17 protein-coding genes are annotated in these 23,842 nt (G+C 50.3%); 8 read left to right on the forward strand and 9 right to left on the reverse strand.

What is annotated here, in order from left to right; genetic code table 11:
• Positions 1-275 precede the first annotated feature (275 nt).
• Complete coding sequence (locus tag GTPT_RS08385; RefSeq protein WP_051170695.1) at positions 276-1,514, forward strand: nicotinamide mononucleotide deamidase-related protein YfaY; 1,239 nt, start codon at positions 276-278, stop codon at positions 1,512-1,514.
• Between the two features lie 243 nt (positions 1,515-1,757).
• Here GTPT_RS08385 and yfaE read toward each other — a convergent pair whose 3' ends face one another.
• The 4 genes from yfaE to ubiG form a co-directional block, all read right to left on the reverse strand.
• Positions 1,758-2,027, reverse strand: a complete 270-nt coding sequence (gene yfaE, locus GTPT_RS08390; protein ID WP_025903349.1) for a class I ribonucleotide reductase maintenance protein YfaE — start codon at positions 2,025-2,027, stop codon at positions 1,758-1,760.
• A gap of 2 nt (positions 2,028-2,029) precedes the next feature.
• A complete protein-coding gene (nrdB, locus tag GTPT_RS08395) occupies positions 2,030-3,160 on the reverse strand; it encodes a class Ia ribonucleoside-diphosphate reductase subunit beta (RefSeq protein WP_025903350.1) in 1,131 nt (376 codons plus the stop codon).
• An 82-nt stretch (positions 3,161-3,242) separates the two neighbouring features.
• Positions 3,243-5,522, reverse strand: a complete 2,280-nt coding sequence (gene nrdA / locus GTPT_RS08400) for a class 1a ribonucleoside-diphosphate reductase subunit alpha (protein WP_025903351.1) — start codon at positions 5,520-5,522, stop codon at positions 3,243-3,245.
• Positions 5,523-5,960: 438 nt separating this feature from the next.
• A complete protein-coding gene (ubiG, locus tag GTPT_RS08405; protein WP_025903352.1) occupies positions 5,961-6,686 on the reverse strand; it encodes a bifunctional 2-polyprenyl-6-hydroxyphenol methylase/3-demethylubiquinol 3-O-methyltransferase UbiG in 726 nt (241 codons plus the stop codon).
• A 169-nt stretch (positions 6,687-6,855) separates the two neighbouring features.
• Here ubiG and gyrA point away from each other — a divergent pair, with 169 nt between their 5' ends.
• A complete protein-coding gene (gyrA, locus tag GTPT_RS08410) occupies positions 6,856-9,492 on the forward strand; it encodes a DNA topoisomerase (ATP-hydrolyzing) subunit A (RefSeq protein WP_029989513.1) in 2,637 nt (878 codons plus the stop codon).
• Between the two features lie 207 nt (positions 9,493-9,699).
• Positions 9,700-12,543, forward strand: coding sequence for a two-component system sensor histidine kinase RcsC (gene rcsC, locus GTPT_RS08415; RefSeq protein WP_029989515.1), 2,844 nt, complete (start codon positions 9,700-9,702; stop codon positions 12,541-12,543).
• Positions 12,544-12,675: 132 nt separating this feature from the next.
• Here rcsC and rcsB read toward each other — a convergent pair whose 3' ends face one another.
• Entirely contained in the window at positions 12,676-13,323 is a 648-nt protein-coding gene (rcsB, locus tag GTPT_RS08420) for a response regulator transcription factor RcsB (protein ID WP_025903355.1), read from the reverse strand.
• 4 nt (positions 13,324-13,327) lie between these two features.
• Complete coding sequence (gene rcsD / locus GTPT_RS08425) at positions 13,328-15,976, reverse strand: phosphotransferase RcsD (RefSeq protein WP_029989517.1); 2,649 nt, start codon at positions 15,974-15,976, stop codon at positions 13,328-13,330.
• Positions 15,977-16,929: 953 nt separating this feature from the next.
• Here rcsD and ompC point away from each other — a divergent pair.
• A complete protein-coding gene (gene ompC / locus GTPT_RS08430; protein ID WP_025903357.1) occupies positions 16,930-18,048 on the forward strand; it encodes a porin OmpC in 1,119 nt (372 codons plus the stop codon).
• Positions 18,049-18,115: 67 nt separating this feature from the next.
• Here ompC and GTPT_RS08435 read toward each other — a convergent pair whose 3' ends face one another.
• Positions 18,116-18,298: a hypothetical protein gene (locus GTPT_RS08435; protein WP_025903358.1), complete on the reverse strand. Its 183-nt coding sequence runs from the start codon at positions 18,296-18,298 to the stop codon at positions 18,116-18,118.
• 200 nt (positions 18,299-18,498) lie between these two features.
• Between GTPT_RS08435 and apbE the strand changes: the two genes are divergently transcribed.
• Together apbE and alkB are read left to right on the forward strand one after the other, a co-directional pair.
• On the forward strand, positions 18,499-19,542 hold the full coding sequence (gene apbE / locus GTPT_RS08440) for an FAD:protein FMN transferase ApbE (RefSeq protein ID WP_029990252.1): 1,044 nt from the start codon (positions 18,499-18,501) through the stop codon (positions 19,540-19,542).
• A gap of 17 nt (positions 19,543-19,559) precedes the next feature.
• On the forward strand, positions 19,560-20,168 hold the full coding sequence (gene alkB / locus GTPT_RS08445) for a DNA oxidative demethylase AlkB (RefSeq protein ID WP_025903360.1): 609 nt from the start codon (positions 19,560-19,562) through the stop codon (positions 20,166-20,168).
• Positions 20,169-20,172: 4 nt separating this feature from the next.
• On the opposite strand, the gene GTPT_RS08450 is transcribed toward alkB, so the two are convergent.
• Positions 20,173-20,904 (reverse strand): 4'-phosphopantetheinyl transferase family protein, encoded by a 732-nt coding sequence (locus GTPT_RS08450; RefSeq protein ID WP_029990253.1) that lies wholly within the window; start codon positions 20,902-20,904, stop codon positions 20,173-20,175.
• A 39-nt stretch (positions 20,905-20,943) separates the two neighbouring features.
• Positions 20,944-21,684: a GNAT family N-acetyltransferase gene (locus GTPT_RS08455; protein WP_029990254.1), complete on the reverse strand. Its 741-nt coding sequence runs from the start codon at positions 21,682-21,684 to the stop codon at positions 20,944-20,946.
• 181 nt (positions 21,685-21,865) lie between these two features.
• Between GTPT_RS08455 and GTPT_RS08460 the strand changes: the two genes are divergently transcribed.
• Complete coding sequence (locus GTPT_RS08460; protein WP_025903363.1) at positions 21,866-22,768, forward strand: LysR family transcriptional regulator; 903 nt, start codon at positions 21,866-21,868, stop codon at positions 22,766-22,768.
• A gap of 630 nt (positions 22,769-23,398) precedes the next feature.
• Positions 23,399-23,812: a DoxX family protein gene (locus tag GTPT_RS08465; RefSeq protein WP_025903364.1), complete on the forward strand. Its 414-nt coding sequence runs from the start codon at positions 23,399-23,401 to the stop codon at positions 23,810-23,812.
• Positions 23,813-23,842: the final 30 nt, after the last annotated feature.

Consider the following 23,842-nt stretch of genomic DNA (forward strand, 5'->3'; position numbering starts at 1 on the left):
TGTTACGACAAAGCACCCCCGCTAAAATTCACTGTTAAGAAATTTATCAGATTAATCAGAGAAGCGATGCTTTTTCGTGGGTGATGAACAGGAATTTTATTCTAATTGTCGGGGAGTGTTAGCAGAAAATTCCGGATGAGGCCTTTAGCGGGTTCGGCATCCCTGTCTTTGTGATTATTTTTACCTGTCTTTATCAGGTCAATAGCTGAAAAGCGTTGCCGGTGGTATTTTAAGAAAGAGAAAGTTTTTTATTTTTCCGGTCAGAGGGTTAACAGATGTCCGGCCGGTGTCCGTCCTTAATAAAGGAGCTGCACGTGAAGATAGAGATGTTATCGACCGGTGATGAAGTCCTCTACGGACAGATTACTGATACCAATGCCAGCTGGCTGGCAGAAACCCTGTTCTCTCAGGGACTGGTAATGACACACCGCTCCACGGTCGGGGACTCTCTGGACTCGCTGGTTGAGGAACTCACGCAACGCAGTCAGGTCGCAGATGTGTTGATAGTTAACGGCGGTCTGGGGCCGACCAGCGATGACTTAAGCGCGCTGGCGGCAGCGACGGCTTGTGGCGTACCACTGGAAATGAATAAGCCATGGCTGGCGCATATTGAAGACTTTTTCAGGCAGCGCGGACAGCCGATGGCGCCGCAAAATCGTAAACAGGCCGAAATTCCCCAATCGGCGGAAATGATTAATAACCGTGCAGGGACGGCCTGCGGTTTTAGCGTCACACTCAATGGATGCCGGATTTTCTTTACCCCCGGAGTCCCTTTTGAATTTAAGATCATGGTGACCGAACAGATCCTGCCCCGCCTGCAACAACAGTTCAGCCTGCCGGAGCCTCCTCTGTGTCTGCGTATGACAACGTTCGGCCGCGGTGAAAGCTCACTGGCGGCGATGCTGGAAGCCTATCCGCTGCCTGAAGGCGTCACTATGGGTTACCGGGCTGCCATGCCAGTGGTTGAAATCAAACTGACCGGGCCGCAACGTCTGAAAGCGCCCATGCTGGCGCTATGGCAGCAGATCCGCGAAGCTCTGAATGAGTGGGTTCTGTTTGAAGGGACGCAAGGCTTGCCTGCGCAACTGGCGGCGCTCCTTTCATCGCGCGGGCTCTCTCTGGCCGTCAGTGAAATGTATACGGCCGGCTTAGTACACTGGCAACTGGCCGGTGCGGACGTCCCGCTCAGGGGAGGGGAGTTACCGGTTTCTGTCCCGGAAACATTAGCTCAGATGGGGGAACGTGCAGCGGCACTGGCCCGAAAATCGGGCGCTGAACTGGCGCTGGTGATCGGCGGGCTGGATAATGAATCGCTGGGGGTTGCATTAATGACCCCGGAAGGGCTTCAGGCTGAAAAGTTAACCTTTAGCAGCAGCCGTCATTCACTTGCCATGCGTCAGGAACTGATCAGCACAGTGGCACTGAACCGGCTGCAACGCTGGCTACAGGGGAAATCAGCCCCGCAATCTTATAGCTGGCTGAAGGTCAGTGAACGGTTCCCGCCGACCCGGTAGCAGGGCAGTGATCCCTTTCCGGCACAGGTACGGCTACACCGGTTAACCATTGGCGATAGCACGACTGCAACAGGGTGAGCGCACAGGCCGCCGATACAAAGGCTACCCGCAGGAATTTATATTCAAACTACCGGCGGAGGCTGACTCAGGGGCGTTACCGGCGGGATGGGGTTCGCGTTGACCTGGCGGATAAAACTGCCACCGGGGAAAAGTGAAGAACACCTCTTTTCCCCGGCAACAGGTTCACAGTTCCAGCTCAATATCCCCGACGGGCTGACAGCAGCAGGGGAGGATTTCTCCCTGCTGAATAAATGCCAGCGGTTGGCTGCGATAGCATACCTGCCCTTTGCACAGCCTGACGCGGCAGGAACCGCAATAACCTTCACGGCACTGATACTCCACCTCCAGCTGATGTGCTTCAAGTGCACACAGCAGGTTAGGGTGTTCACTCTCTACACATTCCAGCTGCTGGCCGGAGCGGGTAAGCGTTACGGTAGCAGATTTGCCGTTCATGATTACAGCTGGAAGTCGTTGAAATCGTCGGCCCCGACTTCAGAGTCGATCTGACCCACTAAATACGAGCTGACTTCCACTTCCTGTGGTGCTACCTGGACGTTGTCGGAGACCAGCCATGAATTAATCCATGGGATTGGGTTCGAACGGGTCTGGAAAGGCAGATCCAGTCCGACGGCGTGCATACGAATATTAGTGATATATTCAATATACTGGCACAGGATATCTTTGTTCAGGCCGATCATGGAACCGTCACGGAACAGATATTCTGCCCACTCTTTCTCCTGGATGGCCGCCTTTTTAAACAGCTCATAACACTGTTGCTGGCATTCTGCGGCAATCTCTTTCATTTCCGGGTCATCTTCACCGCTGCGCATCAGGTTCAGCATATGCTGGGTACCGGTCAGGTGCAGTGCTTCATCACGGGCAATCAGGCGGATAATTTTAGCATTACCTTCCATCAGCTCGCGTTCAGCGAAGGCAAATGAGCAGGCAAAGCTGACATAAAAGCGGATCGCTTCCAGGGCATTGACGCTCATCAGACACAGATAGAGTTGTTTTTTCAGGTTACGCAGACTGACCACCACTTCTTCACCTGCCACCTGGTGAGTACCTTCACCCAGTAAGTGCCAGTAATTGGTCATCCGAATCAGGTCATCGTAGTAACCGGTAATATCTTCCGCACGTTTCAGGATCTGTTCGTTGGTGACAATATCGTCGAACACCAGCGCCGGATCATTGACGATGTTACGGATAATATGGGTGTAAGACCGGGAGTGGATCGTCTCTGAAAATGCCCAGGTTTCAATCCAGGTTTCCAGCTCCGGAATCGACACCAGTGGCAGCAGGGCCACGTTCGGGCTGCGTCCCTGAATAGAATCCAGTAAGGTCTGATATTTCAGGTTACTGATAAAAATGTGCTTTTCGTGTTCAGGTAACGACTGATAGTCGATTCTGTCACGGGCAACATCCACTTCTTCCGGACGCCAGAAAAAGGACAGTTGCTTTTCGATCAGTTTTTCAAAAATATCGTATTTTTGCTGGTCATAACGGGCAACGTTGACCGACTGACCGAAAAACATCGGTTCTTTTAACTGGTCGTTTTTATTTTGTGAAAATGTAGTATAGGCCATCAGGAAACATCCGATTCATACAGGCTGACGTTTCAGCGGTTAACTAAAGCCAGGGGCAAAAAGCGTCCCCTGGCGGAAAGGGTTAAATCTTGCAGGCGCCGCCTTCACAACCATCATCGGCCGGCGCAAGATCATCCTGAGAATCCTCTGCACCGTCACGGGTGTTCTGGTAATAGAGGGTTTTTACGCCGAATTTATAGGCCGTCAGCAGGTCTTTCAGCAGCTGTTTCATCGGCACCTTGCCGTTAGGGAAACGGGAAGGGTCGTAGTTAGTGTTTGCAGAAATCGACTGATCGACAAATTTCTGCATCAGCCCGACCAGTTGCAGGTAACCATCATTCGAAGGCAGATCCCACAGCAGTTCGTACTGATCTTTCAGCGCATCATACTCAGGAACGACCTGACGCAGGATACCGTCTTTCGAGGCCTTGATACTGACGTGACCACGTGGTGGTTCAATACCGTTAGTCGCGTTTGAAATCTGTGAAGATGTCTCAGAAGGCATCAGGGCAGATAATGTCGAGTTACGCAGGCCGTGTTCTTTAATTGATGCCCGCAGTGCTTCCCAGTCCAGGTGCAGTGGTTCATCACTGATAGCATTCAGGTCAGCTTTATAGGTATCAATAGGCAATACGCCAGCGGCATAGGTGGTTTCGCTGAACCACGGGCAGGCACCTTGCTCTTTCGCCAGTTCGTTAGACGCTTTCAGCAGATAGTACTGAATGGCTTCAAACGTTTTATGGGTCAGGTTATTGGCGCTGCCGTCAGAGTAGCGTTTACCGTGTTTTGCCAGGTAGTACGCAAAGTTAATTACGCCGATACCCAGGGTACGACGTCCCATCGCGCCACGTTCGGCAGCAGGGATTGGGTAGTCCTGATAATCCAGCAGAGCATCGAGTGCCCGTACCGCCAGTACGGAAAGCTCTTCCAGTTCATTAAGGTCGCTGATAGCGCCCAGGTTGAACGCAGACAGTGTACAAAGGGCTATTTCCCCGTTTTCGTCATTCACGTCGTTTAACGGACGGGTCGGCAGGGCAATTTCCAGACACAGGTTAGACTGACGTACCGGGGCAATGGCCGGGTCAAACGGACTGTGGGTATTACAATGGTCGACGTTCTGGATGTAGATACGTCCGGTCGACGCACGTTCCTGCATCATCAGTGAGAACAGTTCCACCGCTTTAATACGCTGTTTACGGATGCTGCTATCCTGCTCGTATTGCGTGTACAGACGTTCAAATTCCGCCTGATCAGCAAAGAAGGCATCGTACAGGCCGGGAACATCTGACGGGCTGAACAGGGTAATATCTTCACCTTTCAGCAGACGCTGATACATCAGTTTGTTCAGCTGGACGCCATAGTCCATATGACGGACACGGTTACCTTCAACGCCACGGTTATTCTTCAATACCAGCAGGCTTTCAACTTCCAGGTGCCATAACGGGTAGAAAAGTGTCGCTGCACCGCCACGTACGCCACCCTGAGAACAGGATTTCACGGCGGTCTGGAAATGCTTATAGAACGGAATGCATCCGGTGTGGAAAGCTTCGCCGCCACGGATCGGGCTACCCAGTGCACGGATACGGCCCGCATTAATCCCGATACCCGCACGCTGTGAAACATATTTCACAATCGCACTGGACGTCGCATTGATGGAGTCCAGGCTGTCACCGCACTCAATCAGTACGCAGGAGCTGAACTGACGGGTAGGGGTACGTACACCCGCCATAATAGGTGTCGGCAGAGAAATCTTGAAGGTAGATACCGCATCATAGAAGCGTTTGATGTAGTCAAGACGCGTCTCACGCGGGTATGCAGAAAACAGGCACGCTGCGACCAGGATATAAAGGAACTGGGCGCTTTCATAAATGTCACCGTTAACACGGTTCTGTACCAGATATTTTCCTTCCAGCTGTTTAACCGCGGCATACGAGAAATTCATGTCCCGCCAGTGATCGATAAAGCCGTCCATCAGGGCAAACTCTTCTTCACTGTAATCTTCCAGCAGGTGAGCGTCATATTTCCCGCGGCTGACCATAGATTGGACATGGGTCAGCAGTGCAGGTGGCTCAAACTGGCCGTAGGCTTTTTTACGCAGGTGGAAAATAGCCAGACGAGCGGCCAGATACTGGTAATCCGGCGCTTCACGCGAAATCAAATCTGCTGCAGCTTTGATGATGGTTTCATGAATGTCGGAGGTTTTGATTCCGTCATAAAACTGGATATGGGAGCGCAGCTCGACCTGAGAGACCGAAACATTCTGAAGACCTTCCGCTGCCCAATCGAGTACCCGGTGTATTTTATCGAGGTTGATTCGTTCCTGGCTTCCATCGCGTTTCGTGACGAGCAGACTTTGATTCATGTCGCGTTTACCTATCTATGCATGAGTATCAGTGAGTTATATATTCCGGGCACTTATGCACAGATTTTCCTTTGTGAATAAAACTGTGGATAAGCACTACATGTAGGGGGTGTTCAGAAAATATATAACAAGATAGGGTTTATTTTAGTGAGATCCTGCGACTTAACAAGAGAAAAAAATGATGTTAAACCGGGTTGTATTTTTCTGTTTTTTTCGAAGCCCGCATGATTCAAGGCATAAGATGATGTCAACGATTTGAAGAAAAATTTTCTTTCCGGACTCAGTCGCCGATTTTTCGCGCACAGCAGGGGTGCCGGGAAAAGAACAGTTGCACGACGGGGTGAAAAAAGAGACTAAAGCTGGATTATTTCCCGGCAGGAAAATTTTGTCGGCCTGCCGGAAAACATATCAGCACAACTCTCCGCAAAAACGACAGTGTTATTCCGGGCAGCTGGTATGGACCATATAATTGACATCGACGCCGCGGCCCAGGCGGAACTGATTGGTGAGCGGATTATAATGCAGGCCCGTCATCCCTTCTTCACGCAAGGGAGTTTCATCCACCCAGTTAAGTAATTCGGCCGGGCGAATGAATTTTTTTACATCATGGGTCCCGCGGGGCACCATGCGTAATACGTATTCCGCACCAAACACCGCCATCAGCCAGGCTTTAGGGTTACGGTTGATGGTCGAGAAAAACACTTGCCCCCCCGGTTTCACCAGTTTTGCACAGGCATGGATGACAGACTGCGGATCCGGGACGTGTTCCAGCATCTCCATGCAGGTCACCACATCATACTGACCGGCAAACTCACTGGCGTGTTCTTCAACCGTTTGCTGAACATAATGGACGGTAACACCGGTTTCCAGGGCATGCAGACGGGCAACTTCTAAGGGTTCTGCGCCCATATCCAGACCGGTGACATGGGCACCTTCACGGGCCATGCTTTCGGCCAGAATACCGCCGCCGCAACCGACATCCAGTACCTTCTTACCAAACAGGCCCTGACTGTTCTGACTGATATAGCCCAGTCGCAGCGGGTTAATACGGTGCAGAGGTTTGAACTCACCTTCCAAATCCCACCAGCGGGAAGCAACGGCTTCAAATTTCGCAATTTCCTGGTGGTCAACGTTCTGTGGTTTTTCCTGAGAAGGCATATTCATATCACTACTCCTGACAAAATTTTCCCGAGTATAAACGCTTACAGCGCTTGCGGCATCCTCCGTCTGCGTCCCGGGGCAACTAATGTGACGCTGACGTTCACCGCAGGGCTGGTTTGTGATATGATTTGCGGCCTTAACAGTCGGCAATATCTAGAGGGATATCGGCTCCATGAGCGACTTAGCAAGAGAAATCACACCGGTTAATATCGAGGAAGAATTAAAAAATTCTTATCTTGATTATGCCATGTCGGTCATCGTTGGCCGTGCATTACCTGACGTCCGTGATGGACTGAAGCCCGTACACCGTCGTGTACTGTTTGCCATGAGCGAACTGGGTAATGACTGGAATAAAGCCTACAAAAAATCTGCCCGTGTTGTCGGGGATGTGATAGGTAAATATCACCCGCACGGTGATTCTGCCGTTTATGACACCATCGTCCGTATGGCTCAGCCTTTCTCACTTCGCTATATGCTGGTGGACGGGCAGGGCAACTTTGGTTCTATCGATGGCGATTCCGCAGCAGCCATGCGTTATACCGAAGTCCGTATGGCGAAAATTGCCCATGAACTGCTGGCAGACCTGGACAAAGAAACCGTTGATTTTGTACCCAACTACGATGGTACAGAACAGATCCCTGAAGTTCTGCCGACGAAAGTCCCTAATTTGCTGGTTAACGGCTCATCCGGTATTGCGGTGGGGATGGCAACAAACATTCCTCCGCATAACCTGAATGAAGTGATTAACGGTTGTCTGGCCTATATTGATGATAATGAGATCACCGTTGAAGGCCTGATGGAACACATTCCTGGCCCGGACTTCCCGACGGCTGCGATTATCAATGGCCGTCGTGGTATTGAAGAGGCCTACCGCACCGGACGTGGCAAAATTTATATCCGCGGGCGGGGGCAGGTCGAGACTGACGCCAAAACCGGCCGTGAAACGATTATCGTGCACGAAATCCCTTATCAGGTGAACAAAGCACGTTTGATTGAAAAAATCGCAGAACTGGTTAAAGAGAAGCGAATCGAAGGGATCAGCGCGCTGCGCGATGAATCTGACAAAGACGGTATGCGTATCGTTATTGAGATTAAGCGCGATGCCGTCGGTGAAGTGGTATTAAATAACCTTTATTCACTGACCCAGTTACAGGTATCTTTCGGGATCAATATGGTTGCCCTGCATCAGGGGCAGCCAAAAATTATGCCGCTGAAAGATATTCTGGAGGCCTTCGTACGTCACCGTCGTGAGGTCGTGACCCGCCGGACCATTTACGAACTGCGTAAAGCCCGTGACCGTGCTCATATCCTGGAAGGTCTGGCTGTAGCGTTGGCCAACATTGACCCGATTATCGAGTTAATTCGTCGTGCACCTTCACCGGCAGAAGCCAAAGCCGGTCTGGTAGCCACGCCGTGGCAACTGGGTAACGTCGCCGCCATGCTCGAAAAAGCCGGTGATGACGCCGCTCGCCCGGAATGGCTGGAGCCGGAATTCGGTATCCGTGACGGTGCATACTACCTGACCGAACAGCAAGCCCAGGCCATTCTGGATCTCCGTCTTCAGAAACTGACCGGGATGGAGCATGAGAAACTGCTGGATGAATATAAGCAGCTGCTGGAAGAAATTGCCGCACTGATCTTTATTCTGCAGGACTCTGACCGTCTGATGGAAGTTATCCGCGAAGAGCTGGTGGCTGTCCGTGAACAGTTTGGCGATAAGCGTCGTACTGAAATCACGGCAAACAGCGCGGATATCAATCTTGAAGACCTGATCAATCAGGAAGATGTTGTCGTTACGCTTTCTCACCAGGGCTATGTGAAATATCAGCCACTGACCGATTATGAAGCGCAGCGTCGTGGTGGCAAAGGGAAGTCAGCGGCCAGGATCAAAGAAGAAGACTTCATTGATCGTCTGCTGGTTGCGAATACCCATGACACTATCCTCTGCTTCTCAAGCCGTGGTCGCCTCTACTGGATGAAAGTCTACCAGTTACCGGAAGCCAGCCGCGGGTCACGTGGCCGTCCTATCGTAAACCTGCTGCCGCTGGAAGCGAACGAACGTATTACCGCAATTCTGCCGGTACGTGAATACTCCGAAGGACTGAATATCTTTATGGCGACCGCCAGCGGTACCGTGAAGAAAACCGCCCTGACCGAATTCAGCCGTCCGCGTAGCGCCGGGATCATCGCCGTCAACCTGCGTGATGACGATGAGCTGATCGGTGTGGCACTGACTGACGGTAATGATGAAGCGATGCTGTTCTCTGCTGCCGGTAAGGTGGTTCGCTTCTCTGAACAGGCTGTCAGACCGATGGGCCGTACTGCATCAGGTGTTCGTGGTATTCGACTGGCCGAAAATGACCGGGTGGTTTCACTGATCATTCCTCGTGAAGAGGGTGCGATCCTGACAGTGACACAGAACGGTTACGGTAAACGTACGGATAATACCGAGTACCCGACGAAGTCCCGTGCCACTCAGGGTGTTATCTCTATCAAAGTGACAGAGCGTAACGGTCCGGTGATCGGTGCGGTGCAGGTGGTCGACAGTGATCAGATTATGATGATCACCGATGCCGGTACCCTGGTACGTACCCGTGTTTCTGAAGTCAGTGTGGTTGGCCGTAATACACAGGGCGTGATACTGATCCGTACTGCGGAAGATGAGAATGTCGTGGGCCTGCAACGTGTGGCTGAACCGGTTGAAGAAGATGAACTGGATGCTATTGATGGTACGGTTGCAGAAGGTGAAGACGACATTGTTCAGGAAGCCGAATCAGATGATGATGCGGCACCGGAAGACGAAGAATAAATTCTTCACGTTTTCAGGTTAACCCCGGGAGACACCGCATTGCGGTGTCTCTTTTTTTTACCTGTGCCTGTCCCGTGACAACCACGACAATATGGCGCGGGTTGTGATAATCTTACTCCCTTCAGGGAAGACTGTAGCGTTATAGTGATGATGTGCAGGGTTTCCTTCCGTCATTGAATTTTCCAGGCTTACTGCAGTGAGTATCCTTTGAAATATCTCGTCTCTTTTCGTACCACATTACGTGTCTCCCGTTACCTGTTCCGGATCCTGGCGCTTTTGCTTTGGTTACTGGGCGGTCTGCTAAGTGCATTTTATCTGTTGAATGTATTGCATGAGAAAGAGTCGGATATCAGGGAACAACTGTCCGGTAACTTTAGCCAGGCGGCCTGGTATGTCGCGCATACGAATGAAGCCATGCGCGAGCTTAAATATATTACTGAAGGTCAGCTGAACAATACCCCGGATGGAAATACCTTTATCCTCAGCAGCGGGAATAAAGATTTTTCTCCCCGCTATTCCCCGCTGTTCAGTGATGATGATTGCAATACGACCAATGCCACCTGGCGCACGACCTTATCCACCCTGGGGGGGTTCATACATTACTGGGAAAGCCAGTATGTTTCTTCATATGAGATGAGCCGGATTTTCCTGCTGAATAATGGCAGTAATTGCCTGGCCACCTTCTCTTTCGGGAACAGTGATGTCAGTGGTGATTTCAGTACCCGCTCGCTGCAGGAAAATGTTTTACGGTTCCATAACAGTAGCTCCAATGAGCAGCGTAACCCCGTTTACTGGATCACTGCCGGTAACCAGCCGGGGGTCGGGGCGTTCTATATGATGATGCCGGTTTATACCGGTAATCAGCCGGTGGCACTACTGAGTTTTGAGCAAAATCTTCGGCTGGATGAGCTGACGACCCCGGGCAGTGTGCCGGTGGTGACGTCCATTGTTAACAGTGATAACCAGTTGCTGTTGTCCACCGATAAGGACGCTAACAGCAGCACCTTCGAATGGCTTCCGGACGATAAGGTCTGGTTCGGTTACAGCGACGGCTACCGTCAGCTGATCCTTAAGCAGTCGCTGACATCAAGCCCGTTCAGTATTGTGTATTCACTGTCTACCGACTTGCTGTTCAACCAAATGAAGCTGATGATTATCAACGCCGTCTTACTGAATATCTTCAGTGCACTATTACTGATGGTATTGACGATCATTTTCGAGCGGCGAATGCTCTATCCGGCGGAGGAAAATGCGATCCGTCTTGAGGAACATGAGCAATTTAACCGAAAAATTGTCGCCTCTGCGCCGGTCGGTATTTGTATTTTACGGACCAGTGATGGCAGTAACGTCCTCAGCAACGAGCTTGCCCATAATTATCTGAGTCTGCTGACCGCTGAAGATAAAGCCCGGCTGACCGATATCATCAGTGGACAGCAGGTTAATTTTGTTGATGTGTTGACGGGTTCCAACACGAATCTGCAAATCAGTTTTGTGCATAGCCGTTATCGTAATGAGGATGTCGCGATTTGTGTACTGGTGGATGTCAGCGCCAGGATCAAGATGGAGCAGTCATTGCAGGAAGTTGCGGATGCTGCAGAACAGGCCAGTCAGTCAAAATCGATGTTCCTGGCGACGGTCAGTCATGAATTGCGCACACCGCTTTATGGCATTATCGGTAATCTGGACTTACTGAAAACCCGCGAGCTGCCCAGGAATACGGAAGCGCTGGTCAGTGCCATGAACAACTCGTCAGATCTGTTGCTGAAAATTATTAACGATATTCTTGATTTCTCGAAGATTGAATCTGAACAGCTGAAGACCGAACCTTGCCTGTTCTCGCCGCAAGAAATGGTCGGGCACATTATTTCTAACTATCTGTCGCTGGTCGTAAAAAAACGGCTGACTCTCTATTGCATGATTGAGCATGATGTCCCGACATCCCTGTTTGCTGACCCGATGCGTCTGCAGCAGGTAGTCTCTAACTTGCTGAATAATGCGATAAAATTCACGCATACAGGCTGCATTATTTTACAACTGTATCAGCATGAGGGGTATCTGGCCTTCCGGCTGCGTGATACCGGCGTAGGGATCCCAACCCGGGATGTATTACGGCTATTTGATCCGTTCTTCCAGGTCGGGACGGGCGTTCAGCGTAACTTCCAGGGCACCGGACTGGGGCTGGCTATTTGTGAGAAACTGGTCAGCATGATGGACGGGGATATCGCCGTGGAATCCGAGCCGGGAATGGGCAGTCAGTTTACGGTACGTATCCCGGTTTATCAGGGGCAGTGGCAGCCTGCAGTCACCGATCTCACCGGCCGGCGGGTATGTATTGACCTGAAAAATACGATGTACGCAGATTACCTGACCCGTAATCTGCAGGCACTGTCGATTATCGTCAGCCGGGACCGGGCACAACTGACTCCGGAAGATATCTATATTACCGATAGTGATGAAGGCAATGGACTGGTATGCCGGGCGCGTATCTGTTTCAGTAGTGAACATACCGGCTTCCCGATGGAAGTTCAGCCTGGCACCTGGGTGATGACGACCTCCATGCCTCATGAGTTACCGGATCTCCTGCGGCGGATTTACCGTCCGGCCATTGAGAATAAATACCCGGCAATGGCGGCGGAAGATAAACCGAAAGCGGCGTGCCACGATGATATTTTGATTCTGGTCGTTGATGATCATCCTATCAACCGGATGCTTTTATCCGGCCAGTTACACACCATTGGCTATCAGGTAAAAACGGCTCAGGACGGCGTGGATGCACTGAACGTACTGAAACGTATTGATGCTGATATCATTCTCAGTGATGTGAATATGCCGAATATGGATGGTTATCTGCTGACGCGGACGCTACGTGAATCAGGCTGGACTCGCCCGGTGATCGGGGTAACCGCTAATGCGCTGGCCGATGAAAAACAGCACTGTCTGGAGGCGGGGATGGATGCCTGTCTCTCAAAACCTGTGACCTTACAGGAACTGGGTACGACGCTGGCCGGGTATGTGGAACGTATCAGGCATGAACGGGCATTGGCAGAGTAAATCGGGTGTCGGGGGCAGGGCCGATAAGCAGGAGCCGGGAGTGACGCAGGGCGGGCATACGGAACCTGTCAGGCGGAAAGGGCGGTGTGACCGGGGAGTGCCCTGCCGTAACAGCAGGGCAACGGACGCGGATTATTCTTTGGGTAAGCTGCTGCTCACTGAAGAAAGGTAGTTCAGCAGGGCAATATCGTTGTCGACCCCCAGCTTCATCATGGCCGACTTTTTCTGACTGCTGATAGTTTTGATACTACGGTTCAGTTTGCGGGCAATTTCTGTGACCAGGAAACCTTCTGCAAACAAGCGCAGGACTTCACTTTCTTTCGGTGACAGACGTTTGTCTCCGTACCCGCCGGCACTGATTTTTTCCAGCAGCTTGGCGACTGACTCAGGAGTGTATTTCTTCCCTTTCTGCAGGGCGGCCAGCGCCTTAGGCAGATCGGTCGGCGCACCTTGTTTCAGCACAATCCCTTCAATATCCAGGTCCAGTACGGAACTCAGGATGGCCGGGTTGTTGTTCATTGTCAGAACAATGATAGCCAGGTCAGGGTAATGACGTTTGATATATTTGATAAGCGTGATCCCGTCGCCATACTTATCGCCCGGCATAGACAGGTCGGTGATCAGTACATTGGCTTCGAGTTTGGACAGGCTATTGATAAGTGCTGTTGAGTCTTCAAACTCACCGACGACATTGACCCACTCGATCTGTTCGAGAGATTTACGGATCCCGAACAAAACTATCGGGTGATCATCGGCAATAATTACGTTTAAGTTATTCATCTTTTTATTTACCTTGCTGCAATAGTTGGTTGACGTAATCGTCAATGTCCCTGGCAGCTTCTTTAATGTTTAAATCATCGCACTTTTCAATGAAAAGCTCTAACTGCTCACACTGTGCTTTACCGGCATCGAGACCCAGCATCGCGAAAACACCTTTAAGCCGGTGTGCTGTCAGAGCGAGTGCGGCATAATCTTTATCAGCAAGTTCAAGAGATAATTTAGTGACGTCATCGGGTACAGTATCCTTAAATATCTGAAAATAACCGGGTTCCTCCAGCACTGAATTCCCGCTATTTTCAGGAGCTTCCTCCATCTCATCCTCGGTCAGTTGTTTTTCAATCAATGAAAGCAGAGCTTCCAGCAGTGCCTGATTCAGATTGTAATTCGCACGGTACTGCTGCGGGTTAATAGCTGAGTATCCGGGTTCAGTACCCGTGATAAGTACAGCCCATCCCGAAAGCCTGGCCGGGACATCAGTGATCAGGAAATCATAGTCCTGGACTGAAACCCGCTCGTCGGCAATGACACATTTGGCCCCCCAGTACTCCAGCTGACGGCTAACGATTTTATAGATATCATCAACCACCACATCAACCAATACTGTAATTCCTTCCAGTATTTTCTCGTCCTGCTCTGCTTCCTGAGTCTGTACAGGTAACAAGAGAGTGACATTGTAATGAGTCCCCAGATCTGTCTTAGAGACAATATCCAGTTTTCCGCTCAACGCCTGACAGAACTGACGACAGAAAAACAGGTCCATACTGTTCGACTTTTCGTCATTCTCTGTACTGACATCGCCACTGAACGGAAAATGTACGTTCTCAAGCTCTGTCTTATTCAGACCCTGACCAGTATCTACAATATTTACCATTAGTCGATCAGTTTGTTCCGGGCTTGCGCCGATCCGGACAGAAATTTTTCCCCAATGGGTGGTTCCGAAGGAATACCACAATAAAGTCATCAGGATTTTTCTGACAATGGTACTGTCACCGAGGCGAATCTCATCGGCAGGGCAGAGATTATTGACAATAATGTTCAGCCCCCGGGTATTTAGCGAAGGGAGTAACTCCGTCACTATTTCATCCAGCAATTTTTGCAGGCTGAACGCCTCTTCCCGGGCTGACCAGCGATGATTTTCAAGCTCATTAAGCAGAATAATATTATCTGTCAGACGTAACAGATGATCACTGTAATCAGCCAGTGGCTGCCAGTCGGAGAGGGTGACGGAGCCCTGCAGAGCAGAAAGATGGTTACGCAGGCGTGATACCGGCTGATGGAAGGTCCGGCCGATATTTTCCAGTAGCTGGCGACGGATAAGGTGATTTTTATCCAGCACCTTCTGTGCATGCTGCAGTTTTTTATTGATCAGGATCTCGCGATCCTGATTACTGATAATAAAGAAGCGGTATTGCGGCGAACAGTGACTCTGCTGGTGTCTGACTTCGTAGACTTCATTATTAATTGTGACCTGCAGCATGCCCTGAGCATTTTCTGATAACGACACAATTTTTTGCAGGTTCAAATGCGGGATCAGTTGTGCGGCTTTCTCGTTACTGACCACTTCCCGATGTGCATTGAAATCATAGATAACAAATCCAACCGGCAGGCTATCAACCATCTCTTTATTCAGGATACGCAACAGCTCCAGTTCAGGGTTGGTTTTATCTTCCTGCGGAGCCTGATAGCGGCGCAGCAGGAAGCTGGTGGCCAGAGACAGGACAAACAGTAACAGACACAAACCGAGCGTCAGAGCAAACTCATGAATGGCCTGGTTCAGCAACATCAGGATTGACACCTGATACGTAATCACCATGGAGGCCGATGAAAGCGGGGCGAATAATTCCACTGAGGCTGTTGCCAGGTTCAGTCTGTCCGCTGTCGATATATCCTGATTGCCGGAGTCCGTATCATGAAACATCATCAGGTCCGGTCTGAGATTGCCGATCAGTAAATCGTTAACAGGAAGATCAAACGCCAATACCGTGGCCAGATGGCCTGGCTGGTTAAAGGTGGTTCGCAGTGTAAAATAGTAATCATTACTGTCTGCGGTGTGGCGTAACTCTGAAAAACTTTCGCGTTCATCCAGAGTATTGGCTTGCTGAAGCATTTCAGCTCTGCGGGTCGAAACCAGCCCGGTGATACTTTCACCGTTATAGCGGACCATCATATCTTTCAGGGGCAGGGTAGAGACCATCGTCATGCTGTTATCCTGACCATTAAGATAATACATGGACCAGACATTCTTTTTGATGCCCCACAGCGTATTCAGGAAGTCAGAGATATTATTGGCGGTTGCCAGTGTACTGCTGTCGTGAGAACCAAAGATCAGTGCCTGGGTCTTACCCTGTTCAGTGACCGGCGCATAGATATCCGGACGCAAACGAATTTCCTGCAGTCCGGCGGCCGGAGTATCATCATCGCTGTCCGTACTGCTGTTCTGATTCTGATAAATCTGCCAGGTCGCGAACCGGTAGGTATCGATACGTAATTGCAGAGACCGGGAAAAACTGCCCAGTAAGGCCTGCTGATGGTGTAACTGAGCCCCCAGGCTGTCATAAATGATGCTCAGAAAAATAATGACCACGATGACATTGAACAACATCATGAGTTTGAACAGTGGTCTTGAGGGCAACTGGCTATTTTTTCCGGACATAACGATCTGAACCTGAGGTCAAAGAGAACATACAAACGAAGGGGGATCCACACAGTCAGGCTGTGTACCACCAGCCGTTATCCGGCCGTCTTTAACCGCCGGATGCCACTGCTTTTCTGTCAGAAGACAGCTTAACCGGCTAAAAGTATCGTCAAAAAATGCGGAAGTAAAGGCAGAGTCCGAAATAAACCCTGCCCGGACTCCCCTGTTGCGCAGTAAAGGCCGCCCCATTTCCATTCAGCGAAATCTGTAATATTTCATTGAATGGCAGGAACCGTTTTTTCAGTAATAAAAGGCGTATTTAAATAGAACCGAATCCTTTCAGTATTCATCCGCCAGTCTGATCCTTCCGTAAATTAAATTTTTTAATAACATTACTTCACTGATTAAATATATTTCTGCACAGATGGCAGGTAGTCTTTGTCAGGGCGGGAGATACCGGTAGAATGGGGGGCGACTAAAACGCAATAATATTACGACATACTATTGCAAAAAGGCATAAAAAACCGGGCCAATGGCCCGGAGGGAATTATAAAAATCATTCGGGGGAATGAAGGTAATAATGAAATAAATGATGATAGCAAGAAGAATTATATCTCCCCGTTCTACGCTTTGTTTACCTTTGAGTGCGGTGATTTTTATATTTTTGAATTTTGTGGATCTTTACAAAATTCTTTTGCAATAAGTGCGCTATTGATTTTTTAAGATGATTTTTAGTTGATTTGACCAATAGTGCGGATTAAAAGAGAATAATGAAATTAAGAAAGTTCCCGGTAGAAATACTTTGTCGCTAATTTCAAAGAAATTGAAACTATTTAGTCTGTTTAGTATCATTTCGCTGATAGAAAGACAGCTTTCCTGATTTAACATGATGTTACGTGTATTTTTTTGACATTTTTATACATTGACCCGGAGCGTCACTGACGCCGGAAGGTCCACTTGAGGGTGATAACATGAAATTAAGCGTTCTTTCATTACTGGTTCCTGCACTTCTGGCGGCGGGCACAGCCAATGCCGCTGAGATTTACAATAAAGACGGCAACCAGTTAGATCTGTACGGTAAGGTTGATGGCCTGCATTATTTTTCCGGTAATAACGGTCAGGACGGCGACCAGTCATATGTGCGTTTAGGCTTTAAAGGTGAAACGCAAATCTCTAATCAGTTAGCGGGTTATGGCCAATGGGAATACCAGATGGCTGCGAATAACGCAGAAGCGGACGGTGCTGCAGATAATTACACCCGTGTCGGTTTTGCCGGATTGAAATTCGATAATGACGGCTCCTTAGATTATGGTCGTAATTATGGTGTAATTTACGATGTCTCTGGCTGGACGGATGTGTTACCGGAGTTTGGCGGAGATACGTACGGTGCTGATAACTTTATGTTCCAGCGTTCCAGCGGATTATTAACGTATCGTAATACTGATTTCTGGGGCCTGATTAATGGACTGAATGTTGCGGTTCAGTACCAGGGTAAAAACGGCAGTGGGACTGAAACAGCCAATGGTCGCGATGTCTTAGGCCAGAACGGCGATGGCTGGGGGATGAGCGCGACCTACGATCTGGGTCAGGGTGTTTCTCTGGGGGGGGCGATGTTCTCATCTGATCGTACCGACCAGCAGAATAATTACTCCGTTGGCAACAATCATATTCTGGGTAGCGGCGATAAAGCTCAGGCTTATACCGGTGGTGTAAAATATGATGCGAATGACGTCTATCTGGCGGCGATGTACACGCGTTCTTACAACGCAACCCGCTTCGGAACCAGCAGCTCCACGGCTTACGGCTATGCGAATAAAGCAGATAACTGGGAATTAGTGGCACAATATCAGTTTGACTTTGGTTTACGTCCGTCTCTGGCTTATGTGACTTCACGTGGCAGTGATATTGGTAAATACGGCTCGCAGAACCTGAAAAAATATATTGATGTCGGTACTACCTATTACTTTAATACAAACATGTCGACCTATGTGGATTATCAGATTAATCTGATGAAAAATAACGACTTCACTGAAAGCGCGGGTATTAATACCGATAATATCGTTGGCGTTGGACTGGTCTACCAGTTCTGATGGATGGCGGGGAATAACCTGATGTTATTCCCCGTATCATTTCCTGCTGAGGCTTCGGAAAAATATTTTATCTGGGTTTTTCAGTGTCATAACGACAGGCTTCATCAGCGGGTTCTGCAGACATAACCTGAGAGTAACTCCCCGAATAATTACCTTCCAGCGCGGCTCCTGCCTGAGTTAATACACCGGAAGCGATCCACTCTGTCCATAGCCCTTTCAGTTTACGGGTGAATATCGGATTCATTTTCATCTATACACCTCATCATTGACACCAGACCGGCTTTGAAAAATGCAATAACTATGCCAGCGTGTAGCACGGATGTTCACGGTAAAGCGCGTCAGTTTTGTTAATATGCCGCCTCTGTAGGGTGCAGTGAGACGTTACTCCTGACGCAAAAGCGTGCAGAAGGACGGTTTGCACACATGTTTCTATATTTCAGGTGATCATTGATGAAAGCATTTTTAGGTGCGGGCTTGCTGTTTGCTGCAACTCTGGCCCTCACTGGTTGTGATAATTCACCAACGGCTTCGGCACAAAACAGTGTACTGTCAGGTAAAACGATGGGGACCGTCTGGCGTGTTACTGTTGCCGGTGTTCCGGCGGCCCGACTTCCGCAGTTACAGGAGGCGATTAGCCGCCAGTTGAGTCATGACGATCAGGAACTCTCGACCTGGAAAGCGGATTCTGCGTTATCCCGTTTCAACCAGTACCAGGGAACAGCTCCCTGGCCGGTCAGTGAAGGGATGGCCGATATCGTGACGATGGCCTTACGTATCGGGAAGAAAACTGACGGTGCGATGGATATTACGGTCGGGCCATTGGTGAATCTGTGGGGCTTTGGCCCGGTTGCGGCTCCCGAACATACGCCGGATCCGCAAGCTATTGACAGTGCTAAAGCTCTCACCGGACTGCAACATCTGAAAGTCATTCAGACCTCACAGGGTCAGGCACTGCAAAAAGATCTGCCAGGATTGTATGTGGACCTGTCAACCATGGGTGAAGGGTACGCGACCGATCATCTGGCACGGCTGATGGAATCTGAAGGTGTCACCAATTATCTGGTTTCGGTGGGAGGAGCCTTGCTGTCGCGGGGCCAGAGTGCCGGCGGACGTCCCTGGCGTGTGGCTATCCAGCAACCGACGGACCAGGAGGATGTGGCGCAGGCAGTGGTCGATCTGCAAGAACATGGGATCAGTACGTCCGGAGACTACCGGAATTACTATGAGCTGGATGGTAAACGGATCTCTCATATTATTGACCCGGCGACCGGCCGGCCGATTGAGCATAAACTGGCTTCAGCCACTGTTATCGCTACCACAGCGATGGAGGCCGATGGCTGGGATACCGGACTGATGGTACTTGGCACAGAAAAAGCCAAAGCGCTGGCCATTAAACAGCATCTTGCCGTTTTTCTGATTATCCGCGAGGGAAATAAATTCGTGACCTGGAGTTCACCTTTATTTAAATCATTCCTGGTTTCACAGGATCATTAAAGGAGAGACGTGACCTGATGCTGGATCTGTTTGAAGGTGAAACCCCCTGGCAGGAGGTGCTGGCAGAAGATGCAATGATCCTGCGTCGTTATGCCAGAGACGATGCTCAGTGGTTATTCCGCCACATTATGCAGGTGGCTTCGCTGCGTCCGTTTCAGCATCGGATCACGCCGGGCGGGTTCCGGATGTCGGTGGCGATGACCCACTGTGGTTCACGGGGCGGTTATCCGGAAAGTATGCCTGTGACGCCGGTCAGTTTACCGGCAGAACTGAAGCAGTTTGCTGTCCGGGCTGCAGGCAATGCAGGCTTTAGCGGTTTTTTGCCGGACTCGTGCCTGATGAACAGGTATGCGCCGGGCAGTAAACTCACACTGCATCAGGACAAAGATGAGAAGGATTTACGCCAGCCTATCGTTTCCGTTTCTCTCGGATTACCCGCAGTGTTTCAGTTCGGCGGTTTTGAACGGTCGGATGCCCTGACGCGGGTACTGCTGGAACATGGAGATGTCGTTGTCTGGGGAGGACGCTCCAGATTACGTTTTCATGGTATCGCGCCGGTGAAACCCGGCTTCCACCCGCTGACCGGTGGATATCGCTACAATATGACGTTCCGCTGTGCCGGGTAACAGACTAGGCGGTCACTATCCAGCTAAAAACCTGTGTCTCTGTTCGCAGAAATCTTGCCGGAAAGTGGCGCCCCTGAGGCAGTGTTTCCCCCAGGGTCTCCCTCAGACGCAGGGAAGCGTGACCGGTGTTCGGGTCAAACACCGTAATTTCTGCCTGCAGGAAATCGATATACCGACCAACGATGGGCCACAGGGCTTTATACAGGCTCTCTTTCAGCGAAAAAAGCACCGTCACAGCCACAGGCCAGGGCAGAGAGCAGGATTTCAGCAGCGATTTTTCCTGTTCATTCATTAATAAGCCGGTAATTTCATCGGCAGTGGTGTGACTGACCCATTGCTCTACATCATTTCCTGTCAGACGGCCCTGGTTATCAGCCAGCAGAAAAGCCGTCCCGGCACTATGGGATAAAGAACCGGTGAATCCTGCGGGCCAGCGGGGGGAACGATCCGCATTATTGGTCAGTATAAAATCAGAGATCCCGTAACGGGAAAAAACAGTCCCGGCCAGCCATCGGCTGGCAAGATATTCCGCCTGACGCTTCGGGGCGGCAAGACGGACAGCCTGCGGACAGGGGATCGCATATCTCTCAAACTCCCGGAAATGGTAGTGAGCAATATCGAATGTCACACAGGCCAGCAGGGGAAAGACCTCGCTGCATACTCCCTGTGTCAGGAACTGTCCTGAGGGCAGGGCGATCGGCCGACCAGGAAGGGGATTATCTCCGGGAATGGTCATTGTGACGACGTCTCAGGCTGGCGGAAAAACGACAGACGGCTAACCACGCGGCTCAGCTACCGCTTGCGCTTGTCGGATCATTTGCTGTAACCGGCACAGTTGTTCCCCTTGTGCATTGAAATTATCTGCAGATAACCAGCGCTGAAAGGCTGTATTCAGTCTCGGCCAGTCGCTGTCGATGACCGAAAACCAGGCCGTATCGCGGGAGCGTCCCTTGTACACCACCGCCTGACGAAAAATGCCTTCAAACTGAAAACCTAACCGTAAGGCTGCATTACGGGAGGGGGCATTCAGACTGTCACATTTCCATTCATAACGACGATACTTAAGTGCTGAAAACACATACTGCATCAGCAGGAACTGGGCTTCGGTGGATAAAATGGTCCGCTGTAAAGACGGTGAAAACATCACATGGCCCACTTCAGTCACCCCGTTTCTGACATCTGTACGCATCAGAGAAAGCAGGCCGACGGCCCGCTCAGAGCGCAGATCCACGACAGCAAAATAAAGCGGGTCACGGCTGGCGACGGCTGTACGGATAAACGCACTGAAACTCTGAGGATCATCGAAAGGCCCGACGGACAGGTAGGTCCAGAAAGCCGGATTACCGGTGGCCGGATGAAAAGCCTGATAAAGGTGGTCGGTGTGCTGCCCGGCATTTAGCGGTTCCAGACGGCAGTATTGTCCGGTCAGTGTAACCGGACCGGGAAAAGTACGTGCCTGCCAGTTTTCCAGCGCGGGGCCTGTCGGCTGCCCGAAAATATTAATATTCTGTTCCATGCCTGTTCCCGGTTTGTCATCATTCTGATTTAACATATCCGCCTGTCCTGACGAGTGCAACCGTTTCATGCCAATACAGAAATCCTCAACTGAGCAGGAGGATACGGGCCTGTAAATGATAAACTGCCGTCAGGGATCCGTCTGCAGGCAGGCGGCATTAAAGCTTACCGGAATCTTTTTTATGACTCTTGAAGATATGCGTATTTTTATTATGGTGGTCAACACCGGTAGTTTTACTGCAGCCGCTGAACGGCTGATGCTTTCCAAACAATTTGTCAGTCGCCGCGTCGCTGCATTAGAAACCCGGCTGGCAACACGTTTACTGGTCCGGAATACCCGCCGCTTATCGGTCACTGATGTCGGTCAGGTTTTCTTCCGCCATGCCAGCCGGATCCTTGATGAAGTCAGACAAACAGAAGAAGCGATCTCCCTGCGCCAGACCCGGCTGATGGGCAGTTTTAAGATAAGTCTTCCCCATATTTTTGGTCTGCGTCATGTTGCGCCGTTACTTTCCCGGTTTCAGCAGCAACACCCGGAGGTGACCCTGGCTATCGAAGTGAATGACCGGTTCGTTGACCTGGTGGGGGAAGGGGTTGATTTAGCGTTCAGAATTGGTGCTCTGGCTGATTCAGGTCTGATCGCGCGTCAACTGGATGTTCTGCCGATGGTTCTCTGTGCCAGTCCGTCTTACCTGCAGTCTGCCGGTGTTCCGCAACATCCGGATGATCTGCTGCAACATCAATGCCTGCGGTATGGCCGGGAAGGACAACAAGGCTGGGAACTGACCGTTGCCGGGCAACGTTATCCTGTCCCTGTCAGTGGCCCGGTGACCAGTAATAACGGGGAAGTGATACGAGAGTCCGCCGAAGCCAGTTTGGGGATCGCGCTGCTACCGCATTTTGTGGTCGGGGAAGCTATCCGGCAGGGCAGGCTGATCAGCATTCTTACGGATTTTACCCCGCCGGGATTAACGCTGAATGCACTGTACCCTCAGCATCGCCAGCACAACCCGGTGATCCGCGCATTACTTACTTTTATCAGCGAGCAGCTTTTCCCCCTGCCGTCAGAGACAGAGGGCCCCTGATGGCCTCCTGCTACGACAGAATGGCTTCAGCCAATGCCCGCCATATAAATAATCAGGCAAAGTTTTGCTTTAGTTGTTCAAAAAAAATGAATGAACGCCGACTGTCTCACAGATAGAGTGTACCGTTATCATGGTATTCCCGTATCAACCGATCACGATCCTGATTTTAATAAAAACAGCAGGTTAACTCCTTACTTTCCCTGTGCTATGACAGAAAAATGCTGTCTTCTGCAAAAATTAAGACGCTTCTGAGGATGATTGTCCACTGTATGGGGACAGTCTGTCTTTTTTACGGATATTGATACTCAATTTAGTTGATGTACTATGACGACATTCCGCTGGCAAGGCAGAGGAATGCAATAATTCCCGGCTCATAAAGAGTCAAGATCAGGCCGGGTGAGTTAGCGTGTGGCAGATCACCGAGACAGGGTAACTTACGTTTCGTTGGCATAATCGTTCAGGTCACGGGTGCGGTTTAAAATTGAAAGCGCATTAACCGATAGTTTCCGCTACCACCGGGTACCGGGCGCTGTCATAAAAATATTATTAATCAGAATATTAATGCTTATGCACAGACTTTCCATACCGGTTAGTCGGGGGAATAAGCACTTTTAAGGCGAGGGTCATACTATGCAATATCTGTCATTAGAAAAATATCGTAACGGTCTGCTGTTATTAGTCCGTATTCTGTTAATGGTTCTGTTTGTGCTGTTCGGCTGGGAAAAACTGACCGGTTTCACAGGCACCATCGGGTATATGACTTCTGTCGGTGCTCCGTTACCGGCAGTGGCCGCAGCAATTGCCGTTATCGTTGAGCTGGGCTTTGGTATCCTGATCATTGCCGGTTTCTATACCCGCCCGCTGGCGATTGTGCTGGCTGTTTATACGGTGATCACCGGCCTGATGGGGCACCAGTATTGGCATATGACCGGGATGGATCAGTATATGGCGATGATTAACTTCTATAAAAATATCAGCATTGCGGGGGGCTTCCTGGCACTGGCACTGACCGGCCCTGGTAAATACTCCATTGACCGTAAGTAACTGATCTGACTCTCTGAAACACCGGTTCTC

Origin of the sequence: Tatumella ptyseos ATCC 33301 (assembly GCF_000735525.1) — a bacterium.
In the GTDB taxonomy this organism is placed as follows: domain Bacteria; phylum Pseudomonadota; class Gammaproteobacteria; order Enterobacterales; family Enterobacteriaceae; genus Tatumella; species Tatumella ptyseos.